At 66.5% G+C, this 20328-nt stretch carries 19 protein-coding genes; 7 read left to right on the top strand and 12 right to left on the bottom strand.

Annotated elements, in window-relative coordinates; genetic code table 11:
* The first annotated feature begins 112 nt into the window (after positions 1 to 112).
* From purC to purQ, 3 genes are read left to right on the top strand one after another with little or no spacing between them, the layout of a single operon-like run.
* A complete protein-coding gene (gene purC, locus L1787_RS24380; protein WP_304523992.1) occupies positions 113 to 925 on the top strand; it encodes a phosphoribosylaminoimidazolesuccinocarboxamide synthase in 813 nt (270 codons plus the stop codon).
* Complete coding sequence (gene purS / locus L1787_RS24375; RefSeq protein WP_235711701.1) at positions 922 to 1164, top strand: phosphoribosylformylglycinamidine synthase subunit PurS; 243 nt, start codon at positions 922 to 924, stop codon at positions 1162 to 1164. Before purC ends, purS begins: the two co-directional genes overlap by 4 nt.
* On the top strand, positions 1164 to 1823 hold the full coding sequence (purQ, locus tag L1787_RS24370) for a phosphoribosylformylglycinamidine synthase subunit PurQ (protein WP_235711700.1): 660 nt from the start codon (positions 1164 to 1166) through the stop codon (positions 1821 to 1823). The genes purS and purQ overlap by 1 nt, the downstream gene beginning before the upstream one ends.
* 78 nt (positions 1824 to 1901) lie before the next feature.
* On the opposite strand, the gene L1787_RS24365 is transcribed toward purQ, so the two are convergent.
* Positions 1902 to 2816 (bottom strand): SMP-30/gluconolactonase/LRE family protein, encoded by a 915-nt coding sequence (locus tag L1787_RS24365; protein WP_235711699.1) that lies wholly within the window; start codon positions 2814 to 2816, stop codon positions 1902 to 1904.
* Between the two features lie 484 nt (positions 2817 to 3300).
* Here L1787_RS24365 and L1787_RS24360 point away from each other — a divergent pair, with 484 nt between their 5' ends.
* The 3 genes from L1787_RS24360 to L1787_RS24350 all read left to right on the top strand — a co-directional run bounded on the left by L1787_RS24360 (position 3301) and on the right by L1787_RS24350 (position 6166).
* Positions 3301 to 4293 (top strand): TRAP transporter substrate-binding protein, encoded by a 993-nt coding sequence (locus tag L1787_RS24360; RefSeq protein ID WP_235711698.1) that lies wholly within the window; start codon positions 3301 to 3303, stop codon positions 4291 to 4293.
* Positions 4294 to 4380: 87 nt separating this feature from the next.
* A complete protein-coding gene (locus L1787_RS24355) occupies positions 4381 to 4875 on the top strand; it encodes a TRAP transporter small permease (RefSeq protein WP_235711697.1) in 495 nt (164 codons plus the stop codon).
* Complete coding sequence (locus L1787_RS24350; protein WP_235711696.1) at positions 4862 to 6166, top strand: TRAP transporter large permease; 1305 nt, start codon at positions 4862 to 4864, stop codon at positions 6164 to 6166. The genes L1787_RS24355 and L1787_RS24350 overlap by 14 nt, the downstream gene beginning before the upstream one ends.
* A 75-nt stretch (positions 6167 to 6241) precedes the next feature.
* On the opposite strand, the gene L1787_RS24345 is transcribed toward L1787_RS24350, so the two are convergent.
* From L1787_RS24345 to nanR, 11 genes are all read right to left on the bottom strand, one after another.
* Positions 6242 to 7036, bottom strand: coding sequence for an SDR family NAD(P)-dependent oxidoreductase (locus L1787_RS24345; RefSeq protein ID WP_439648325.1), 795 nt, complete (start codon positions 7034 to 7036; stop codon positions 6242 to 6244).
* A 121-nt stretch (positions 7037 to 7157) separates the two neighbouring features.
* Positions 7158 to 8135 (bottom strand): ABC transporter permease, encoded by a 978-nt coding sequence (locus L1787_RS24340; RefSeq protein ID WP_235711694.1) that lies wholly within the window; start codon positions 8133 to 8135, stop codon positions 7158 to 7160.
* 8 nt (positions 8136 to 8143) lie between these two features.
* Complete coding sequence (locus tag L1787_RS24335; RefSeq protein WP_235711693.1) at positions 8144 to 9640, bottom strand: sugar ABC transporter ATP-binding protein; 1497 nt, start codon at positions 9638 to 9640, stop codon at positions 8144 to 8146.
* Positions 9637 to 10887: an ABC transporter permease gene (locus L1787_RS24330; RefSeq protein WP_235711692.1), complete on the bottom strand. Its 1251-nt coding sequence runs from the start codon at positions 10885 to 10887 to the stop codon at positions 9637 to 9639. Before L1787_RS24330 ends, L1787_RS24335 begins: the two co-directional genes overlap by 4 nt.
* The gene (locus tag L1787_RS24325; RefSeq protein WP_235711691.1) at positions 10884 to 11891 is read right to left on the bottom strand and encodes a sugar ABC transporter substrate-binding protein; all 1008 of its coding nucleotides are present in this window, start codon (positions 11889 to 11891) and stop codon (positions 10884 to 10886) included. Before L1787_RS24325 ends, L1787_RS24330 begins: the two co-directional genes overlap by 4 nt.
* A gap of 38 nt (positions 11892 to 11929) precedes the next feature.
* Positions 11930 to 12778: a phosphogluconate dehydrogenase C-terminal domain-containing protein gene (locus L1787_RS24320; protein ID WP_235711690.1), complete on the bottom strand. Its 849-nt coding sequence runs from the start codon at positions 12776 to 12778 to the stop codon at positions 11930 to 11932.
* On the bottom strand, positions 12775 to 14142 hold the full coding sequence (locus L1787_RS24315) for a four-carbon acid sugar kinase family protein (protein ID WP_235711689.1): 1368 nt from the start codon (positions 14140 to 14142) through the stop codon (positions 12775 to 12777). Before L1787_RS24315 ends, L1787_RS24320 begins: the two co-directional genes overlap by 4 nt.
* Positions 14139 to 15386, bottom strand: a complete 1248-nt coding sequence (locus L1787_RS24310) for a ribulose-bisphosphate carboxylase large subunit family protein (RefSeq protein WP_235711688.1) — start codon at positions 15384 to 15386, stop codon at positions 14139 to 14141. Before L1787_RS24310 ends, L1787_RS24315 begins: the two co-directional genes overlap by 4 nt.
* Entirely contained in the window at positions 15383 to 16432 is a 1050-nt protein-coding gene (locus tag L1787_RS24305; protein WP_369415135.1) for a Gfo/Idh/MocA family protein, read from the bottom strand. Before L1787_RS24305 ends, L1787_RS24310 begins: the two co-directional genes overlap by 4 nt.
* Positions 16429 to 18312, bottom strand: a complete 1884-nt coding sequence (locus L1787_RS24300; RefSeq protein ID WP_235711687.1) for a D-apionate lactonase family protein — start codon at positions 18310 to 18312, stop codon at positions 16429 to 16431. Before L1787_RS24300 ends, L1787_RS24305 begins: the two co-directional genes overlap by 4 nt.
* A 95-nt stretch (positions 18313 to 18407) precedes the next feature.
* Positions 18408 to 19127 (bottom strand): transcriptional regulator NanR, encoded by a 720-nt coding sequence (gene nanR, locus L1787_RS24295; protein WP_235711686.1) that lies wholly within the window; start codon positions 19125 to 19127, stop codon positions 18408 to 18410.
* Between the two features lie 156 nt (positions 19128 to 19283).
* Here nanR and L1787_RS24290 point away from each other — a divergent pair, with 156 nt between their 5' ends.
* Positions 19284 to 20321 (top strand): ABC transporter substrate-binding protein, encoded by a 1038-nt coding sequence (locus tag L1787_RS24290; RefSeq protein WP_235711685.1) that lies wholly within the window; start codon positions 19284 to 19286, stop codon positions 20319 to 20321.
* Positions 20322 to 20328: the final 7 nt, after the last annotated feature.

Here is a 20328-nt window from a genome sequence, read left to right as displayed (position 1 = left end):
TGGGATAGCGTCAATCGGACATTATCTTTAGGGTCGCGGCGCTGCCGTTTGCCGGGGTGGGACGAACCAACGCGGTTTGGCCCGCCTCGATCGACGTGTTGGCGCTTATCCAATGCAACAGCCTAACCTGAGTCGGTACATCCCCATGAGCCGTCGCCGCCGCATCTACGAAGGCAAAGCAAAAATCCTGTACGAGGGCCCGGAACCCGGCACGCTCATTCAGCACTTCAAGGATGATGCTACCGCCTATAACGCCCGCAAGAAAGACGTCATCGACGGCAAGGGCGTTCTGAACAACCGGATCTCGGAACACATCTTCAACCATCTCAACGAGATGGGCATTCCGACGCATTTCATCCGCCGGCTGAACATGCGCGAGCAGCTCATCCGCGAGGTCGAGATCATCCCGCTCGAGGTCGTGGTGCGCAATGTCGCCGCAGGCTCGCTCGCGAAGCGTCTCGGGCTCGAGGAGGGCACGCAGCTCCCCCGCTCGATCATCGAGTTCTATTACAAGAATGACGAGCTCGAGGATCCGCTCGTCACCGAAGAGCATATCACCGCCTTCGGTTGGGCGACGCCCCAGGAACTCGACGACATCATGGCCCTTGCCGTGCGTGTGAACGACTTCCTGGCCGGCCTCTTTCTCGGCGTCGGGATCCGTCTCGTCGACTTCAAGATGGAATGCGGCCGCCTTTGGGAGAACGACCTGATGCGCGTCGTCGTCGCCGACGAGATCAGCCCCGATTCGGCCCGTCTCTGGGACATCAAGACCGACGACAAGGAAGCCAAGGTTCTCGACAAGGACCGCTTCCGCCGCGATCTCGGTGGGCTTCTCGAAGCCTATCAGGAGGTCGCCCGTCGCCTCGGAATCATGCCCGAGCAGGAGCGGCCCATCGTCTCCGGGCCGACGCTGGTGCAGTCGTGAAAGCGCGCGTCACCATCACGCTGAAATCCGGCGTGCTCGACCCGCAGGGCAAGGCGATCGAAGGCGCCTTGTCCGATCTCGGCTTTTCCGGCGTCGTCTCGGCGCGGCAGGGCAAGATCATCGACCTGGAACTTCAATCGAGCGACGAAGAGGCCGCCCGCGCCGAGGTGCACAAGATGTGCGAAGACCTCCTCGCGAACACGGTCGTCGAGCGCTACGACATTGCCATTGTGAGCTGATGCGCGCCGCTGTCATCGTCTTTCCGGGCTCCAATCGCGAGCGTGACGCCGAGCGGGCGATCACGCTCGCCGGCGGCACCGAGACCCACCTCGTCTGGCACACGGAAACGTCGTTGCCCGCCGTCGACCTCGTGATGGTCCCCGGCGGCTTCGCACACGGCGACTATCTGCGCGCCGGGGCGATCGCGGCCCGCTCGCCGGTGATGCGTGCCGTCGCCGACCATGCGGCACGCGGCGGCTACGTGCTCGGCGTCTGCAACGGGTTTCAGGTTCTGACCGAGGCGCGCCTTCTGCCGGGCGCGCTGATGCGCAATGCTGGCCTCACCTTCATCTGCCGCCCGGTTCATCTCGCGGTGGAGCAGAGCGGCCCGTTCACCGGCGCTTACGAGACCGGCGCCGAAGTCACCTTCCCCGTCGCCCATCATGACGGCAATTTCCGCGCCGACGAGGAGACTGTGAAGCGTCTCGAAGGCGAAGGTCGGGTGATTTTCCGCTATCGCGAGGCGCTGAACGGCTCGGTGAACGACATCGCCGGAATCGCCAACGAAGCCGGCAACGTTCTCGGCCTGATGCCGCACCCGGAAAACGCGGTCGAGCCGCTCCATGCGAGCGAAGACGGGATGCCGCTCTTCAAGAGCATCGTCGCCGCCTGCGCCTGAGACCGCGCCGCCCATCTTCCAGACGACAAAAAGGGGGCGCGCAGCCCCCTTTTCCATTCCGGTATGCGCGCGGCGCGCTCAGCTCGGATACGGCATGCCGTTCGTGCGCAGGTAGGTCGCGTAGAGCGAGGACGTGCCGCAAATATAAAGGCGGTTGAGACGCGGCCCGCCCCACGACACGTTCGCCACGACCTCCGGCACGCGCAATTTGCCGACGAGATCGCCGCTCGGATTGTAGCAGTGGACGCCGTCCCCCGCGCTCGTCCACAGATTCCCGAACACGTCGAAACGAAAACCGTCGAACATGCCGTAGCTGCATTCGGCGAACAGCGCCCCGCCCGACAGCCGCTTCCCGTCAACCGCGAACTCGCGAATATGGCGCGGCCCGTTCTCGACATGGCTCGCCCCGGTGTCGGCGATGAAGAGACGCGAATAATCGGGCGTGAAGGCGAGCCCGTTCGGCTTCACGAAATCCGTCGCGACCGCCTCCACCGCGCCGGTGCCCGGATCGACGCGGTAGACGTTGGAGGCGCCGATCTCGCTCTCCGCGCGGGCGCCTTCATAGTCGATATCGATGCCGTAGGTCGGATCGGTGAACCAGATGCTGCCGTCGATATGGACGACGACGTCGTTCGGCGAGTTGAGGCGCTTGCCCTCGAACCGATCGGCGATCACCGTGATCGTTCCGTCATGCTCGGTCCGCGTGACCCGGCGGCCGAGATGCTCGCAGCTCACAAGGCGGCCCTCGGCGTCGCGCGTGTTGCCGTTGGTGTTGTTGGAGGGGGAGCGGAAGACCGAGACGCTGCCGTCCGTCTCGTCATATCGCATCATGCGATTGTTCGGGATGTCGGAGAAGACGAGATAGCGGCCGGCGGCGAAATAGGCCGGACCTTCGGTCCAGCGCGCCCCGGTCCACAGCTTCTCCATATAGACGTTGCCCTGCGCGAGCTTCGTGAACGACCGGTCGATAACGTCGACGTGTTCGGCGTACATGGCGCCCCTCTCTCATTTCGTTTCTTGGCAAAGCGAGGCGGCCGACCGACCGTCGCTCATCATGGATCGGCCCTTGTCGGGCGGGCCGATCACGACGATAGGCCCGTTTCTCGCCTGCCAGAAGAGGTGTCGGCAGCGCAATGCTTTCCTGCATCGATGCCGCGCGACGCGCCCGTCGCCCTTGCTCGCCGGAGGCGGAGACCATCCACAAGGTCGGGGTGCGCGAAACCTGTGGTCCGGTGATCGTACAATGTGCACATAAAGCGATCAGAAGATGGCGAAACGTCAAAGGACGCGCGGGAGCCCGTTTGGTTTCGGGTTGTCGATTTGCCCAAACAGGGTGTCAGTTGGCCGGTTTGCCTGGCCATCCTTGTCGCCAATTTGTTCAACAATCGGGCTACTAGATCGATTGACAGGTCGCCTCCAATCGAAAACACTCCCCCAACAACACAGTTCGGCAACGAACGTATATTGGGAGGAAGCTATGAACCGTTTCACTACGGTTGCCTGCGCGTGCGCGCTCGGCGCCTTTATGGCCGCCCCGGCCGTGGCCACCGAACTCGTCGGCGCCGTCCAGTTCAACGAAGACCACGCCTTCACCAAGGCGCTCCGCAAATTCGAGGAAGTCGCGTCCGAGTGCTCCGGTGGCTCGCTGACGTTCGAGCTTCACCTCAACTCCGAGCTCGGCCTCGAGAAGGACTATTTCGAAAACATGAGCCAGGGCATCGCGATCGACTATGCGGTCGTCAGCCCCTCGCACATGTCGACCTTCTCCCAGAAGGCCCCGCTGATGGACATGCCGTTCCTGTTCCGTGACATCAATCACTGGAACGCGGCGATCGATGCCGGCGCGCTCGATCCGCTCGCCGAGGACGTGCTTCAGCAGGCCGACGTCCTGCTCATCGGCTATGCCGGCGGCGGCACCCGCAACCTCATCGTCAACCGTCCGATCACCAACATGGAAGAGCTGAAGGATCTTCCGATGCGCGTGATGGGCGCCCCGATCCAGACGCGCATCTTCGAGGCCGTCCAGGCCGCGCCGTCGGTGATCGCCTATTCCGAGGTCTATAACGCCATCCAGACCGGCGTGATCGACGCGGCCGAGAACGAGGCGGCGGGCCTCGAGCAGATGAAGTTCTACGAAGTCGGCCCGCACATTGCGAAGACCCAGCACGCCATCACGGTCCGTCCGATCGCGTTCTCCAACGCCACCTTCGAGCGCCTGACGCCCGAGGAGCAGGAATGCGTCCTCAAGGCGGGCAAGGAAGGCGGCAAGCTCGGCCGTGAGATCGAAAGCACGCAGGACGCCGAGAAGCTCGCCAAGATGGAAGCCGACGGCCTCCTGACGACGCACGAGTTCACCGAGCGCGACAAGCTCCTCGAGCTCGCCGAGCCGGTGCAGCGCGCCTACGCCGAGGAGCTCGGTGCCCTCGACGTGCTGGAGAAGATCCAGGCCGTCGAAGCCCCGTCCAACTGAGGCGAGCGGCTTTAGTCTCTGGCGGCGGGTGCTCTCGGGTGCCCGCCGCTTGTGTATTCACCGTCTCCTCAGACATGAAAGCGGTCGATGCATTTACTTTGTGAAGGCCTTTATCGCCTCCTCAGGGTCGTCCTGACCTTGCTGATGGCGTTGCTCATCGTTCCCGTGACGATGCAGATCTTGAGCCGATATTCCGGGTACGTCCCGCGCTATATCTGGACGGAAGAGATTGCCCGGCTTTGTTTCGTGTGGATCATCATGGTCGGCGCGATGATCGCGGTGCGGGACTGGACCCACTTCGAGGTCGACCTCCTGCCCCGGCCGGAAAATCCGAAATTCGCTCTCACCCTCCAGCTCATCCCCATCGCCGCCGTCGGCCTCGCCGGAATCACCTTCGTCTATTTCGGGATCGATTTCGCCAAACTCGGGATGCGCCAGCGCTCGGAAATCTCGGGGCTGCCGATGCTCTATATTTACGGCGCATGGCCGCTCGCCGGGGTGATCTGGCTCCTGTTCATCGCCGAGAAGATCGGTGAAGTGTTCTCAACCTATAGATTGGAAAAGCGCAGTGGGACCGGGTGAAGTCGCGGCGATCCTGTTTGGTGGCTTCGCCTTATTGATCATTCTGCGCGTGCCGGTGGCCTTCGCCCTGGCGCTCGCGGTCACGCCCGTCTTCTTCATCGAGCCGCGGCTGACGCCCCTGCTTCTGATGCGGGAGATGTTCAAGAGCTACAACGCGTTCGTGCTCCTCGCGGTGCCGTTCTTCCTGCTCGCGGCGAACCTCATGAACGGAGCCGGCATCACCGACCGGCTGATCCGGCTCTCGCAGGCGCTCGTCGGCCACCTTCCGGGCGGTCTCGGCCACGTCAACGTCGTCGTGTCGATGCTGTTTGCCGGCATCTCCGGCTCGTCGACGGCGGATGCGGCGGGTATCGGCTCCCTCCTCATCCCGCAAATGAAGAAAGAGGGCTACGACACCTCCTTCTCGGTCGCGATCACGGCGTGCTCGAGCGTGATGGGCGTCGTCATTCCGCCGTCGATCCTCATGGTCGTCTGGGGCGGGCTGATGTCGGTCTCGATCGGCGGACTGTTCCTCGCCGGCGTCATTCCGGGCCTGTTGATCGCCGGCTCGCAGATGCTGACGGTCTATATCTACGCCAAGCGGCGGAATTATCCGGTGTCGGTGCGCTCCAACCTGCGCGAACTGATCTCCGCCGTCACCGGCGCATCGCTCGCGCTCGTGACGCCGCTCATCATCATCGGCGGCATCGTCGGCGGCTTCTTCACGCCGACCGAAGCGTCCGTCGTGGCGGTGCTCTACTCGCTCGTGCTCGGCGTCCTCCTCTATCGGACGGTGCCGATCCGCCGCCTCCCGTCGATCCTTTATGACAGCGCCCGCTTCGCCGCGATCTCGCTGTTCTGCATCGGCACGGCGTCGGCGTTCGGCTGGTGCCTCGCCTACTTCAAGATCCCGGCCGCCCTCGTCTCGCAGATCGAAATGCTCGGTCTCGGGCTGATCGGCACCGGCATCATGGTGGCGCTCGCCTTCCTGATCATCGGCATGTTCATCGACGCGATCCCCGCGATCATCATTCTCGGGACCGTGTTGATGCCGGTGACGGAGCATGTCGGCATGAATCCGATCCACTTCGCGATCATCGGTGTCGTGAGCCTGTCCTTCGGCCTGATCACGCCGCCTTACGGGCTTTGCCTGCTGATCGCGGCCTCGATCGGCAAGATCCGTCTCGTCGACACATTAAAGGACGTCTTAGTGCTGCTCGTGCCGATGCTCCTGGTGCTCCTCGCGATCATCCTCCTGCCGAGCGTGATCCTCTTCCTGCCCCGTCTCTTCATGCCCCAGTTCGTGGGCTGAGACGGGCGCACCATCGCAACGCAAAACGCCGGGGCATCGCTGCCCCGGCGTTTCTTTTTGGGCGCTTCGAGCGCCTCAGGGCATGATCTGCCCGCCGTTCACGTCCATGATCTGGCCGGTGATGTAGCCGCTGCAGGCATTCGAGGCGAAGAAGAGATAGATCGGCACGCACTCGGCAGGCGTTCCCGGGCGCTTCATCGGCACCGCGTTCACCATCGCTTCCTTGCGCGCGACGGGCGTCTCGGCGTGGAACGGCGTCTCGATATAACCGGGCGCCACCGTGTTGGCGCGAATGCCGTCCGCGGCGAATTCCTTCGCCATATTGCGCATACAGTCGTGCACGAACGCCTTCGAGCCGCCATAGAGCATCGAGCCGATGCCGCCCCCGTCACGCCCGGCGATCGAGCCGGTCGAGATGATCGAACCGCCGCCCGCCGCCTTCATGTGCGGGATCGCGAAGCGGCACATCATGACCACCGAGCGGATATTGAGATCGAGCACCGCATCGTAGGTCTCGTCCGTCACCGCCTCTGTGCCGACCCGGTGAAGCAACGCGCCCGCATTGTTGACGAGCACGTCGATCCCGCCGAAACGCGCGACAAACGCCTCGACGAGGCCGCGGCACGCCTCGGTCTTCGAGACGTCGGCGGTGAACAGCTCGGCCTCGCCGCCCGCCTCGCGCGCGGCCTTCACGACGGCCTCGCCCGCCGCGACATTGCGGTTGGCGACGACGCCGACCTTGGCCCCGGCCGCCCCGAAGGCGATCGCGACGTCGGCGCCGATGCCCGTGCTCGCGCCGGTGATGAGGACGCGTTTTCCTTTGAGATCGTCGAACACGATCTTCCTCCCTATCTGCGACATTTGAGGCAGGCGATAGCGCGAATCCGTCCGAGCGGAAATCAACCCCGCCGTGCAATCGCTTTTCGGCGTGCAAGATCGCGGCCGTCCGCCGGAGGGAGCGGCAGCGCGCCACCACCCCGGCGGGGACCCGTCAGCGCGTCAGCGGCCGGATCGACCGTTTGCGCGTGGCGCGCAGCCGGATGACGCGCAACGAATCGATGAGCACCGCGGCGAAGATCACCCCCGCGAGCACGATCGGTTGGAGGTAGAGATTGACCGTCGTGAAGACGAGCCCGGTCTTCACCGTCTGGATGAGGAGCGCCCCCACCGCAGCGCCGAGCGCCGAGCCGATCCCGCCGAAGAGGCTGACGCCGCCGAGAACCGCGGCCGCGATCACGTCGAACTCGCGGCCCTCACCGAAGGCGACATCGAGCCGGCCGATCTGCGCGATCAGGACGAACCCGGCCACCGCCGCACAGCCGGACGAGATCATATAGACCCGCGCCTTCACGAACTCGACGCGGACGCCGGCCTTGCGCGCCACCTCAGGGTCGGCGCCCACGGCATAGATCTGCCGCCCGAACGTGGTGCGCGAGAGCACGATGTGGGCAAGCACCACGAACACCACGAAGAACACCACCGGCACCGGAACGCCCGCGACTGAGGAGAGGCCGAAATCGAGGAGCGACCGGTCGAAGTCGAACTGGCGCGAACTCGTCATCCAGGTGCCCGCCCCGCGAAAGAAGAAGAGCGTCGCCAGGGTGACGATGAAGGGCGCGATATTGAAGCGGACGATGAAGAGCGCGTTGAGCGCCCCCATCGCGATCCCCGCGATCGCCGCCGTCACGAGCCCGCCCGCCACGCCGATGCCGAGATCGCGCATCGCGAAGCCGGCGATCAGCGGCCCGAGATACATCACGGAGCCGACCGACAGGTCGATCCCGCGCGTGAGGAGCACGAAGGAAATGCCGACCGCCGAAATCCCGATAAAGGAGGATTGTTTGACGATATTGGCGAAGTTTTCGACCGACAGGAAATGCGGGGCCTGCGCGTAAAAGAGGAGGACGACGCCGGCGAAAATCAGCGCCGTCGCGTTCTTCAGCAGGAGCCGTGCGAGGAGATCGCCCATGGTGCCCCTCATGCCGCTTGCCGGAAGGCCATCGAGAGGATGGCCGATTGCTCGAAGGGCGGTGCGTCGAACCCGCCGACGATCTCGCCCTGGCTCATCACGAGGATGCGGTCGCACACGCCCATCAACTCCTCGATCTCGGACGATATGAAGAGCACCGCCCCACCCGCCGCCGCGAGCCGGTCGGCGAGGACGTAGATCTCGTATTTCGCGCCGACATCGACACCACGGGTCGGCTCGTCGAGGATGAAGACGCGCGGGTTCTGCATCAGCCACTTGCCGATGACGACCTTCTGCTGATTGCCGCCCGACAGCGATTTGGCCGGCTGGCGGCGGATATTGCCGGCCTTGAGGCGAACCTGATCGGCGATCGCCGCCGTGTCCGCCTCGACCGCCTCCGTGTCGATCATCGCGAACGGCGTGCGGCCGAAGCGGGCGATCGAGACGAGCGAGAGATTGTCGGCGATCGGCGCATCCATCATCAGCCCCTCCGCGCGTCGGTCTTCGGTGACGAAGGCGAGGCCCGCGGCGATCCGCTCGCGCGCGCCGCCCGACAGCGGCCGGCCGTCGATCGCGATGGCGCCGCCCTGATGGGAATCGAGGCCGAACAGAATGCGCGCGAGTTCGCTGCGGCCGGACCCCATCAACCCGAAAAGGCCGAGGATTTCGCCGCCTTTGATCTCGAAAGAGACGTCCTCGATGACGCCGGGCTGCGAGAGGGCGGCGACCGAAAACACCGTCTCCTCTGCGGGCCGTGCGGTGCGCGCCGGAAAAAGGCCGGAGAGTTCGCGCCCGATCATCGCGTGGATCATGCGAGGGATGGTGAAGGCCTCGGCCGGCGCCGCCTCGACGAGCGTTCCGTCGCGCAGCACCGCGATATGGGTGCAGAGCGCGGCGACGTCGCCGAGCACGTGGCTGATATAGATGATCGTCTTCCCCTGCGCCTTGAGGCGGCCGATCACCTCGAAAAGCCGCACCGTCTCACGCGGGGTGAGCGAGGTCGTCGGCTCGTCGAAGATGATGAGATCGGCATCGCGGTGCAGCGCCTTCGCGATCTCCACGAGTTGCCGCTCGCCCGCCGACAGATCCTCGATGAGCGCATCGGGCGACACGTCGAGGTCGAGCGCCTCCATCAACTCGGCGGCCCGGCGCCGGATCGCGCCGCGATCGATGAGGCCGAAGCGCTTCGGAAACCCGTCGACGAAGAGATTCTCCGCGACCGTGAGGTTGAAGAAGAGATTGAGCTCCTGATGGATAAAGGCGACGCCCCGCGCGCTCGCCTCGGCCGCATCGCGCGGCGCATATGGCTCGCCCCGCCACAACATCCGCCCGCCGGACGGTTCGACGACGCCGCCGACCATATTCATCAGCGTCGACTTTCCGGCCCCGTTCTCGCCGATGAGCCCGAGCACCCCGTATTCCGGCACGTCGAGCGTGACGCCGTCGACGGCGCTGACGCCGAAGAAGGATTTCGACAGATCGTCGAACCGCAAAAGCGCCGTCATATCGCCCTCTCCCGCATCAATCGCGTTCGCAGAACGTCGAGCATCGCCGCGGCGAGGATCACCCCGCCCTTCACCATGTCGATGTGGAAGGACGACAGGTTCATAAGGTTGAGCGTGTTGGAGAGGAGGACGAAGAAGAGGACGCCCCACACCGTCCAGATGATCTTCCCCTTGCCGCCGAAGAGGCTCGTCCCGCCGATCACCACCGCGCCGACGACATCGAGCAGGAAGGCGCCCTCGCCGAGCGTCGGCCGGCCCGCCTCGAGCCGTGCCGAATAGAGGATCGACCCCGCCGCCGCGCACACCGCCGAAATGATGAAAACGGCGACGATGATGCGCTTGACCGGGACCCCGGAAATCTCCGCCGCGCGCCGGTTCGCCCCGATCGCGTAGACATAGCGGCCGAACACCGTGCGCGAGAGCAAAAGATGCGCGCCGATCGCGATCAGGAGAGCGATCACCATCGGATAGGTCACGAAGGAATAGATCTGCCGGCGTGGGATGCGCGGCTCGTCCTGCGCGCCGAGATAGACGGAGACGAGATCGCCCTTGCCGAGTTCGACGAAACTGTCGGGCAGCGGCCTGATATTCTCCGATTGGGTGAGCCAGATCGCGAAGGCGCCGATGCCGATGAGGCCGACGAGCGTCACCATGAAGGGCGGCATGTTGAGATAGGCGACGGAGACGCCGTTGATGAGACCGATGATCGCCCCGGTCACGAGCATCGCGACGATGCCGACGAGAAGTCCGTAGGGCACGCCGGCGAGCGGCCCGCCCTCTTCGGTGAGAACGGTTCCCCAGAGCGGCGCATTCTCCAGCACCGCGCCCGACCCGCCAACCGCGAGCAACGCCCCGCCGACGACGCTTGCGAGCCCGATGACCGAGCCTTGGCTGAGGTCGATCCCGGCGATCGTCAGGACGAAGGTCTGCCCCACCGCGACCACCAAAAGCGGCCACATATTGGATAGGACATTGGACAGGTTCGCCGGGTTCGACAGCGTCGGCAGAAACGGCAACAGGACGAGGACGTAAGCGAGCGACAGATAGAGGACGAAATAGTCCGAGAGGAGGAGATCCCCCGCCCGCCTCGAAAGGCGGGCAAGGATGCCGTGCCGGGCCCCGGCCGCAATGCCGTGGGCCCGCGCGCCGTCCGCCCGCCCGATGCCGGGCGGTGCGGACCGCGCCCCTGCCCCTCCCGGTCCAGCGACCGGTAGGGGACGCGGAACGGAACGAGCGGGCTCGCTCACTTGTCGAGGAAGCCTTCGGAGAGGAGCACGCAGCCCCACATATCCATCTCACGCTCGCCGATATTGGCCGAGGTGAGCGCGAAGCCCGGATCCTCGATCACCTCGTTGGGCGCATATTCGCCGGCGTCGATCGCGGTGAGGATCGCCTTCAGCGCCTCGTCGGCCTCGAAATAGAGATCCTGCACGCCGGTCGCGTCGACGAAGCCGTCCTTGATCAGCTTGCAGGCCGTCGCGTCGCCGTCGAGGCCGCCGAGAATGACGTGCCCCTCCTCGCCCCGCTTCTTCCACATGCCGCGCGGTTCGAGCACCGAGCGGATCGTCGGAAACAGGAAGTCGGACGAGGTGAAGATGAGGTCGATCTCGGGATTGGCCGTCACCGCGGCTTCGAGATTGGCGAGCGCGGTCGCCGCGTCCCACTCCGTCGCGACCTCGATCGGGGTCTCGAAGCGGTCCTTGTGGGCGTTGATCGCGTTGTAGAAGCCTTCCTTGCGGCCGACGGCGTTCGGGTCGCCGAGATCGCCGACGAGGATCAGCGGCTGGAGCTTTTCCCCCTCGCCGGCCGCCGCGAGCGCCTGCTCGGCGAGGAAGTCGACCGCCTGACCCGCGATCGAGGCGTTGTCGGCAACGACGACGATACCGCGCGACAGGTCCGACGGCGGGCGGTTGAAGACGGCGATCGGAACGTCGTTCTCCTGCGCCTCCTTCACGATGGTGACGGCGCTCTCGCCGTCCTGCGGGATGATGATGATCCCGTCGACGCCCTGGGCAATGCAGTCCCGCACCTGTTCGAGCTGGCGGTTGGCGTCCTCGTTGGCGTTGCGCTCGATGACCTGGTGGCCCTCATCCTCGAGCGTCTTGATGATCGCGGCGTGCCCGGCCACCCAGAATTCCGTTTCGAGGTCCTGGAACGCGAAACAGATGGTGGCGGCCGAGGCGGGAGCGGCGATGGCCGCCCCCATCGTCGCAAGGGCGGCGCCGACGCCGAAGGTGGTCAATCTCTTCATAGAAAGTCCTCCCTGAAAATATGGGCGTGCGGCTTTCTTCAGGCCGCTTCGCCGGGTTCGCAGATGTCCTTCACCGAGGCGAGCACCGCCTCGGGCGCGAAGATCCGCTGGAGCCAGTCTTCCCGGAAGATCTGCGGCTCCGCCTCGCGGATCGCGTGGAGCGCGCCATCGGAGAAGCGGCCCTCGGGGAAAATGCCGAAGGCGATGGCGAGCTCGATATTGAGGTGGCCGAGCATGAAGTCGATCGCCGCCTGCTCGGGAACACCGCGGCGGACGGCCTCGTCGGTCGCCTTCTTGAGATTGAGGGCGAAGGTCGCACCGACCGTTTCCGACAGCGCCGGCTCGAGGATCGCCATCTGCTCCACCGTGATGCGGTGGGAGCGCATGACGGGCTTGTAGATCGTGCGGGCGACCTCCTCGCAGAGCGCATAATGCTCTTCCGGCCCCTGCATCAGCGCGCAGACGATGTGCTGCTTCGCCTTCACGCCGCCGAAGAAGTCGAGGCGCTTTTCGTTGTCCTCGTCGTTGAAGATCGGCGGGTGGCAGGGGTGGGTCACGAAATAGGTGACGTCGGCCCGCTCCGGCAGCTCGCCCGCATGGGGGGCGGCGGCGTCGAGCATGATGATCGCGGCGCCGGGCTTCACGTCGCCGATGATCTGGTGCGCGATCTTGCCGATCAGCCGATCCGGCGTCGCCATCACGATGACGTCGGCATCGGCGAGCGCGGCCGCCTGGTCGACACAATCATAGCCCGTGGCGGCCTTCAGCCGCTCCCGGCCCTCGGTGGAAATTTCGACATGGGCGACGTCGAAATTCGATCCCTTGAGATTCGTCGCGAGGCGGACACCCATCTTTCCACCCGCGCCGAGCAGCGCAATTTTCGTCATGATCGTCCTCCCGGGCCACCGGCCCTCAGTTGTTCGAAGAAGTTCGGCGGCCCCATCTGTCCGCCTTTCAGCGCGATCTGGAGGCCGTCGGTCGCCGGATCGTCGCCATGTCCCTTGAGGAGCGCGACGCCCGGCGCGAGCGGCGCTTCGGCCGTCACCGCGTAGACACCGAGGGCGCGTGCGGCAGCGCTCGACGTGTCACCGCCGGCGATGGCAGCGCGGGTGAGGCGCGCTTCGCGCACCACGGCGTCGAGGATCGCGCCGAGACCTTCGCCGATCCGGTCGTTGACCTCGTCCGCCTTGGCGCCCGCCCGCGCGACCGCCTCGCGAAGGGCGGCGACGGCCGGATCGCCCGGCCCGCGCGCGGAATGGACGAGCGGATCGCGCCCCTCCCCGATCGCGGCGAGCGAGGCGGCGACGACGCGCGCCTTCTCCGCCGTCCACGCCTCCGCATCGAGCGCGGCGGTGGCGTCGAGGGGGATCAGCGCATATCCGTCGCTTCCGGCGCGGGCGATCTGCTCGGCGGTGATCGGCGAGCATGAACCGGAGACGACGGCGACGCGCGCGGCGGGACCGCCTGCCGCCCCCGTCTCGATCTCGGGGGCGAGACCGGCGGCGCGCCATGCCGCGACGAGGGCATATTCCACGCCTTGCGAGCCGAGCGCGAAGAGTTGCCCCTTCACTGCCTCGTCCCAAATCAGCGCGCCGGCGGCGGCGAGCGTTTCCGCGTCGATGACGTCGAGCGCGACGATCCGGTGTCCGGCCTCCCGCGCTTCGGCAAGGGCCGTGGCACCGCGGCCGGTCTTGAGCGCCCGCAGGTCGACGAGGCCGACGGTCTTCTCGGTCTGGCGTTCGAGGTGGCGGCGCACATCCGCCTCGTCCATCGGCGTCACCGGATGGACGGACATCGTCGGATGGCGGTCGATCCGGTAGACGTCTCCGCCGGCCGCCGCGAACAGCGTGCCGAACGCCTGCCAGCGGCCGATCTCGGGCGCGCCGATCAAGAGGGGCGCCCAGTCGTCCGGCCCCATCGCAAGATCCGCCGCCTTGCCGATCGAGCCGACATGCGGGGCCGAATCGAAGGTCGAGCACACTTTGTAATGAAGGAGCGGCGCGCCCGTCGCCCGCAGCGCCTCGTAGACGGGCGGAAGGTTCGCCGCCATCCAGGCCGGGCTCTTGGAGCGCGCCTCACCGGCGATCCCGATGCCGCGCAAATCGCCGAAGCGGGCGAGCCGCTCGGCGCTCGGCGTCTCGAAGAAGAGGACCGACGGAAAGCCCGCGAAGGTCAGCACCTCCATCACGGCGGAGGCGCCGGTAAAATCGTCGCCATACCAGGCGACGAGGGGGCCCTCCGGAAGGCTCATGCGTAGGCCCCGAGGGCGGCGGCGAGCGCCGGATGGGACTTCGCCGCCTCGTCGAGACGGACACCCTCGATCGCCGCCGCCCACGCCTCTCTGAGGCTCGCGACGCCGGCCGCCGGCCCTTGCGGATGGGCCATGATCCCCCCGCCCGCGGCGAAGATGAGGTCCGGCGAGCCGAGCGCCTCATACGTCGGCGGCGCCTGCTTGGCCGATTGGCCGGAGGAGAAGACCGGCATCGCGATGCACGGCTTGTCCTCGTAAAGCGGCGTGAGGCACGCCCGCGCGGAGGCGATGACACTCTCATCGGCTTCGCAGAATTTGTTGGCGATGCCGTTGACGTGCATGTGGTCGGCCCCGATCAGCCGCCACATCTTCTGCCAGGCGACATAGGAGAAGCCGAGCAGCGGATGCCGGTCGAACACGCCCCACCCGTTGCGATGGGCATGGATCGGCAAAGCCGAATGACGGCGATAGGCCGTGAGGCCGACGAGACCGACCGAATTGAGGCTGACCATCGCGCAGGTCGCGCCGAGTTCCACGAGAAGGTCGTGCCGGGCGCGCATCTCGTCGAGTTCGCCGGTGAGGTTAAAGGCGAACATCACCTTCTTTCCGGTCCGGTCGGCGTGGGCGTTGACGACATCCATCACCGCGCGGGCCCGGTCCGCAAACGGGCAGCCGGGACCGTCGGATTGCAGCTCGTCGTCCTTGATGAAGTCGACGCCGGCCTCGCACAGGGTTTTCGTCAACACCGCCGTCTCGTCGGCGGTGAAGCCGATGCTCGGCTTGATGATCGTGCCGATCAGCGGCCGCCCCTCGACCCCGGCGAGACGCCGCGTTCCCTCGACGCCGAAAGCGGGGCCCTGATAGGCGTCCGCGAACGCGCGCGGCAGGCGGAGGTCGGTGAGCTTGAGGCCGGAGAACTGCTTCAGCTCGAAGAGGTTGCCGGCGACCGTCGCCAACAGATTGGGAAGCGAGGGGCCGATATTGGCGAGCGGCCAGGACAGCGTGACCTTCGCCCGGCGGTGCGGCTCGCCCGCCTTTCCCGCACCGGGAAGGGACGGCGCCTCCACCGGACCGAGATCGTCGAGAGCCACCACATTCGCGGCGGCGCGGGCCTTCAATTCCGGCGTTTCGCCCGGCACCGGGACGAAGGTGCCGGAGGATTGCTCGCCGGCCATCGCCTCGGCCGCCGCATCCAGAGGATAGGCCGTCTCGATCAGATAGTCGGCTTCAAATCGTTCGCTCATCGTGCGCTTTCTTCCATGTATCGATCGAGATCGACCGTACTGCCCGTCTCGGCCGACTGGTAGGAGGCGAGCCCCATCGCCAGCGTCTCGAGATTGTGCGCGCCCGACGGCTGCGGCTCGGCATTGCCGCGCAGAACGTCGACGACATGGCGCTCGAAGGCCGCGACCGAGTCCTGCACCGCGTGCCAGGGCCGGTCGCCCCACGCGGGGATCTCCGGCTCGACGTCGGTCTCCGTCACCGTCCCGTCTTTGTGGAGGCGCAGACGATAGTCGCCGGTGAGCTCCAGCGTCCCCGCATCGCCCTCGATCCAGGCGAGCGTCTGGGGGAACGGGTCGGGCACGATCTTGGAGAAGAAGGAGCACTCGATCGTCGAGACCACGCCACTATCGTGCCGCAGCGTGGCGACGAAGGCGTCCTCCCCCGCGATGCCCGGCTTCAGGCTTTGCGTGCGGCAATGGATGTCCGCCGCATCGCCGAGGAGAAAGCGGACGGTGTCGTAAAGGTGGATGCCGACATCCATCAACGCGAACCGCGGCGTCTTCGCGAGATAAGGCTGATTGGCATAGACGTCATAGCCGTGGCGGAAGGAGAGGCGCGCATAAGTCGGCCGCCCGATCGCCCCCGAGGCCAGCGCGTCGCGCAGCGCGATCAGCGGCAATTGCCAGCGGAAATTCTCATGCACGAACAGCGGCTTGCCCGCACGCGCCGCCGCGTCGACCATCGCCTTGGCGTCGGCGAAGGTCTCGGCGAAGGGCTTCTGGCAAATCGTCGCCGCACCATTCGCGAGCGACAGCTCGACGAGCGGTCGGTGGGATTCGACCGTCGTCGCGACGTCGGCGAAGTCCGGCTTTTCCGCCGCGAACATCGCCGCCGCGTCGGTGTAGGTCCGCGCGATGCCGAATTCGGCGGCCATCGCCTTCGCCTTCGCCTCGTCGAGATCGCAGACCGCCACGATCTCCGCCCCATCGGCGTCCGCCCAGCCGTGCATGTGGTTCTTCGCGAAGAACCCGCACCCGATCAGCACGCCGCGGAATGGTTCGCTCACTCGCTCTCTCCCTCACCGAACAAAATCGCCACGTCGAGCGGCTCGAGCACCGGATGTTCGACGAGCATCGTCCCTTCGAGCCACGCCGGATCCGTGATCGCCGCCGCAAAGGTTGCCGCCGACAAATGCGCGGCGTGTCCCTCGACCCGCGCCGGCACCGGGCCGAGATTGGCCGCAAGGCCGACGATCCCGCCGCCCTCCTCCGCGCGAATGGTGACGAGGCCGCCGCTCGCGCCCTCGATCGACACGGCGCGCCCGGCGAGCGCGGCGAGCGCCGCCACGACGTGGAACACCGGATGGACGACCGCGTCCGGGCCATAGTCCGGCTGCGGAAAATCCGCGGCGCGGTGGACGAGTCCGAGCGGGCCTTCGCCCATCGCGGGCGAGACGCTCGCAATCCCCGCCTCCGCCGCGGCGGCCGCGGCACCGACGAGAAAGGCCGCCGCGAACAGGCCGCGCTGGCGCGGATCGGCGAACGCCATGGGCCTGCGCACCTGATCGGGATTGCCGGCGACGGCCGCGCCATAAGGATTGGTGCGCATCCCGACCGCCATCAGGCCGAGACGAATGGGGCGCGCGCCGGCATGGGCGCGCGCGCTCGCAAAGACGCTCGGCAGCGCCTCCAGCGTTTCGAGGACGGACGCATCGTCCGCGGCGTGCACGATGGCGGTCGTCGAGAAGGACACGCTGTCGCTCTCGAACGCCGGCGGGCAGCGATTGAATTCGGTGAAATTGGTGAGGACGCCGCCGGCGATATCGGCGCCCGGAAAGGCCGCCCGTGCGAGCCGCGCCGCGTCCGCGAGGGTGCGCTCCGGCCACGGCCCCTCGGGTTGGATGCTCGCGAGATATTCGGCCGGCAGAGCGAGGACGTCGGTCGGCGCGATCCCCGCCTCCCGCGCCGATCGGGCGACGTGGGCAAGGCCCGCCGCGATGTCCTCGCCGGCGGGAAGTTCGATCTCCAGCGCGACCGGCAGCGCGAGCCGCGCGGCGCGCGCGAAGGCCGTGCCGGCCTCGTTCGGCTGAAGGCGCACCTGTGCCCCGGCGAAGGGGATGCGGGAGAGGATCGTGGACGCCGCGTCGCTCAGCGGCGCCCGCGCCTCGTCGAGCGCGACGGTGATGTCGGGCATCACGCCGCTCGCGGCCGGCCGGGCGCGGGTCGCGGCGCGCGCCTCGCCCGCCTCGAAGACCATCGTGATCGACTGGGTCACGGTCTCGCCCGCCGCGATGGTGAAGGGACGCGGCCGGCCGAGGGGGCGGCAGTAGGTTTTGAAGGACGCATCGGTCCAATTGCGCTGGTCTTCCATCTCGAAGACCTCGCCGGCGAACGTCATGTCGACGCCGACGCCGCCGATCGCATAGGCGATCCCCGCAAGGTCGAAGACCGGCTGTCCGGGCGATACGCGTTCGGGAAAGGTGAGCGCGTCCGCCCCGCCATCGGGGCGGCGCACACGCATCGGTGCGCCGACAAGGCCGTTCAGCGGATGGAGGACGACGAAACCCGCGCGATTGACGACAACGTCCGCGCGCGCCGTGAGGACGAGGCTCGCCTCGATGCGCAGACCGTCTTCGGCGGTGATGGTGAAGACGCCGTCGAACGCATCGCCGGCACTGAACGTGCGGCGATAGCGTGCGCGCCCGTCGTCCTCGACGCTCTCCTCGATCGTCCGCGTCGCCAACGTGCCCCAGTCCGCATCGCGAACCGGATAATCGAGCCCGCGCACGAGCTCGACGCCGCCGACTTTGATCCACCGGACGGCGCCATTCTCGACGACGAAACTGAGATTGCCTGATGCAATCGTCCGCGCGGGTTCGGGACCCGATGCGGTCCCATAGCGCGCGATCGCGCTTGGCGCTCGCGCGGCGCTTTCGGTCGACACCATGCGACCGCCTCCCCTCCGTGGCGGACCAGCGGCCCACGCATTTTTATTGTGATCTACTCATTATACCAGCCGACCCTATCACGCAAGTTGCAGGGTCAGCCTTGGGGCAGATGCGCCCTGCGGTAGAGCTCGTTGGCGCGGTTGAGATGGTCGGCCATCGCCTGCCCCGCCGCCTCCGGGTCGCGCCGCTCGATCGCGTCGGCGATCTGACGGTGCTCGGCGATGGTGAGTTGTTCGAGGCCCGGAACGGCGACGAGATCGACGTGGAAATGGTTGAGCCAGCCGAACACCGCCTCCGACACGGCCGGCCAGATCGGATTGCCGCTGATCGAGGCGATCTCGCGGTGGAACAGCCCGTCGAGCGCACGAAAGCGCGCCGGCTCGCGCGAGGCGCTCTCTTGTTGATCGATCAGCGACCACAGCCGGCGCATGTCGGATTCAGTGCGCTTGCGCGCCGCAATTCTGGCGATCTCGCGTTCGAGCGTCGCCCGCGCCTCCTTGAGATGCTCGAGATCGGCGGGCGAATGCACGAGGAGATGGCGCATCGTCTCGCCGATCTGCTCGACCATGTGGCCGAAGGACGGCTCGCTCACCCGCGCCCGTTCGCCGTGCTTGATCTCGATCAGCCCCATCCGCGCGAGCGCCTGCAGCGCCTCGCGGACCGCGGGCCGCCCGACCCCGAGACTTTCCATCAAGCTCCGCTCCGAGGGCAGCGAATCCCCCGGTTTCAATGTCCCGTCCTTGATCATGTCGAGGACACGATCGAATACGTCGTCCGACAGCTTTCGCCGTTGGATGGGCGTGCCTTCCATCATCGCGCGCTCCTTCACGCCGCCTCCAAAACCAGATGTCGAAATTGACCGGCCTGTTACACTGGTATAATCATTAGCTCGACCCAGGTCGACTGGGCAAAACGCGGGAGCGCCGAAGTTACCCGCGAAAAAAGACGATATTTCATTGGGAGGAATTTTATGAACTGCGCACGCACCGTGCTGGCTGCCCTCGTGGCGACGACCGCTCTCGCCGGACCGACCGCCCTTCCCGCCCTTGCGGCGGACGCGCCGGTGATCGCCCTCAGCAACTCCTTCTATGGCAATGACTGGCGCCGCCAGATGGTGGATTCCTTCACCGCGGCGGCCGAACAGGCGAAGTCCGAAGGGCTGATCTCCAACTTCGTGGTGCTGAATGGCGACGGCAGCGTCCCGCAGCAGCAGAGCCAGATTGCCGATCTCATCCTGCGCGGCGTCGACGCCATCGCGATCAACGCCGCCTCGGAGACCGCGCTCAACGACATCATCTCGAAGGCGTGCTCGGCCGGGATCGCGGTGATCGCGTTCGACAGCCTCCTCACCGCCGACTGCGCCCACACGCTCGGCTTCGACTTCACCGCCTACAAAACCGAGCAGGCCGAAGCGACGCTGAAGCTCATCGGCGACAAGGGCAATGTGATCGTCGTGCGCGGCGTCAAAGGCTCCGGGCCGGACGAACAGATGAACGCCGCGCAGATGGCCGTTCTCAAGCAGCATCCCGACGTCAATATCGCCGCCACCGTCTATGGCCAGGCGACGGCGCCCGTCGCCCAGGCCGCGATCGCCAACGTCCTGCCGAGCCTTCCGAAGATCGACGCCGTTCTCGGCCAAGGCGGCAGCGACGATTACGGGATCGCCCAGGCGTTCGAGCAATATGGCGGCGAATATGAAGGCCATATGCCGGTGATCGAGGGCGGCGGCAGCGCCGACTTCATCCGCTGGTGGGCCGCCCAGCACAAGGCGCACGGCTACACGACGACCTCGATGAACACGACGCCCGGCATCGGCGGCGCCGCCTTCTGGGTCGCCCTCGCCCTCGCCGACGGCAAAGAGGTGCCGAAGGAGATGACGATGCCCGTCGCCGTCGTCGAAGAGGCCAATCTCGACGAATATGCCGACATGCCCCAAGGCCGCATCGTGAGCCCGACCTACACGCAGGAATGGGTGAACGAGAAGCTCCTCGACGCCCCGGCCGACTGACCGCGCC

It is taken from the genome of Acuticoccus kalidii (assembly GCF_021556395.1).
GTDB lineage: Bacteria > Pseudomonadota > Alphaproteobacteria > Rhizobiales > Amorphaceae > Acuticoccus > Acuticoccus kalidii.
Note: the sequence above shows the minus strand (reverse complement) of the source record. Positions and strands in the feature narration are given on the sequence as shown.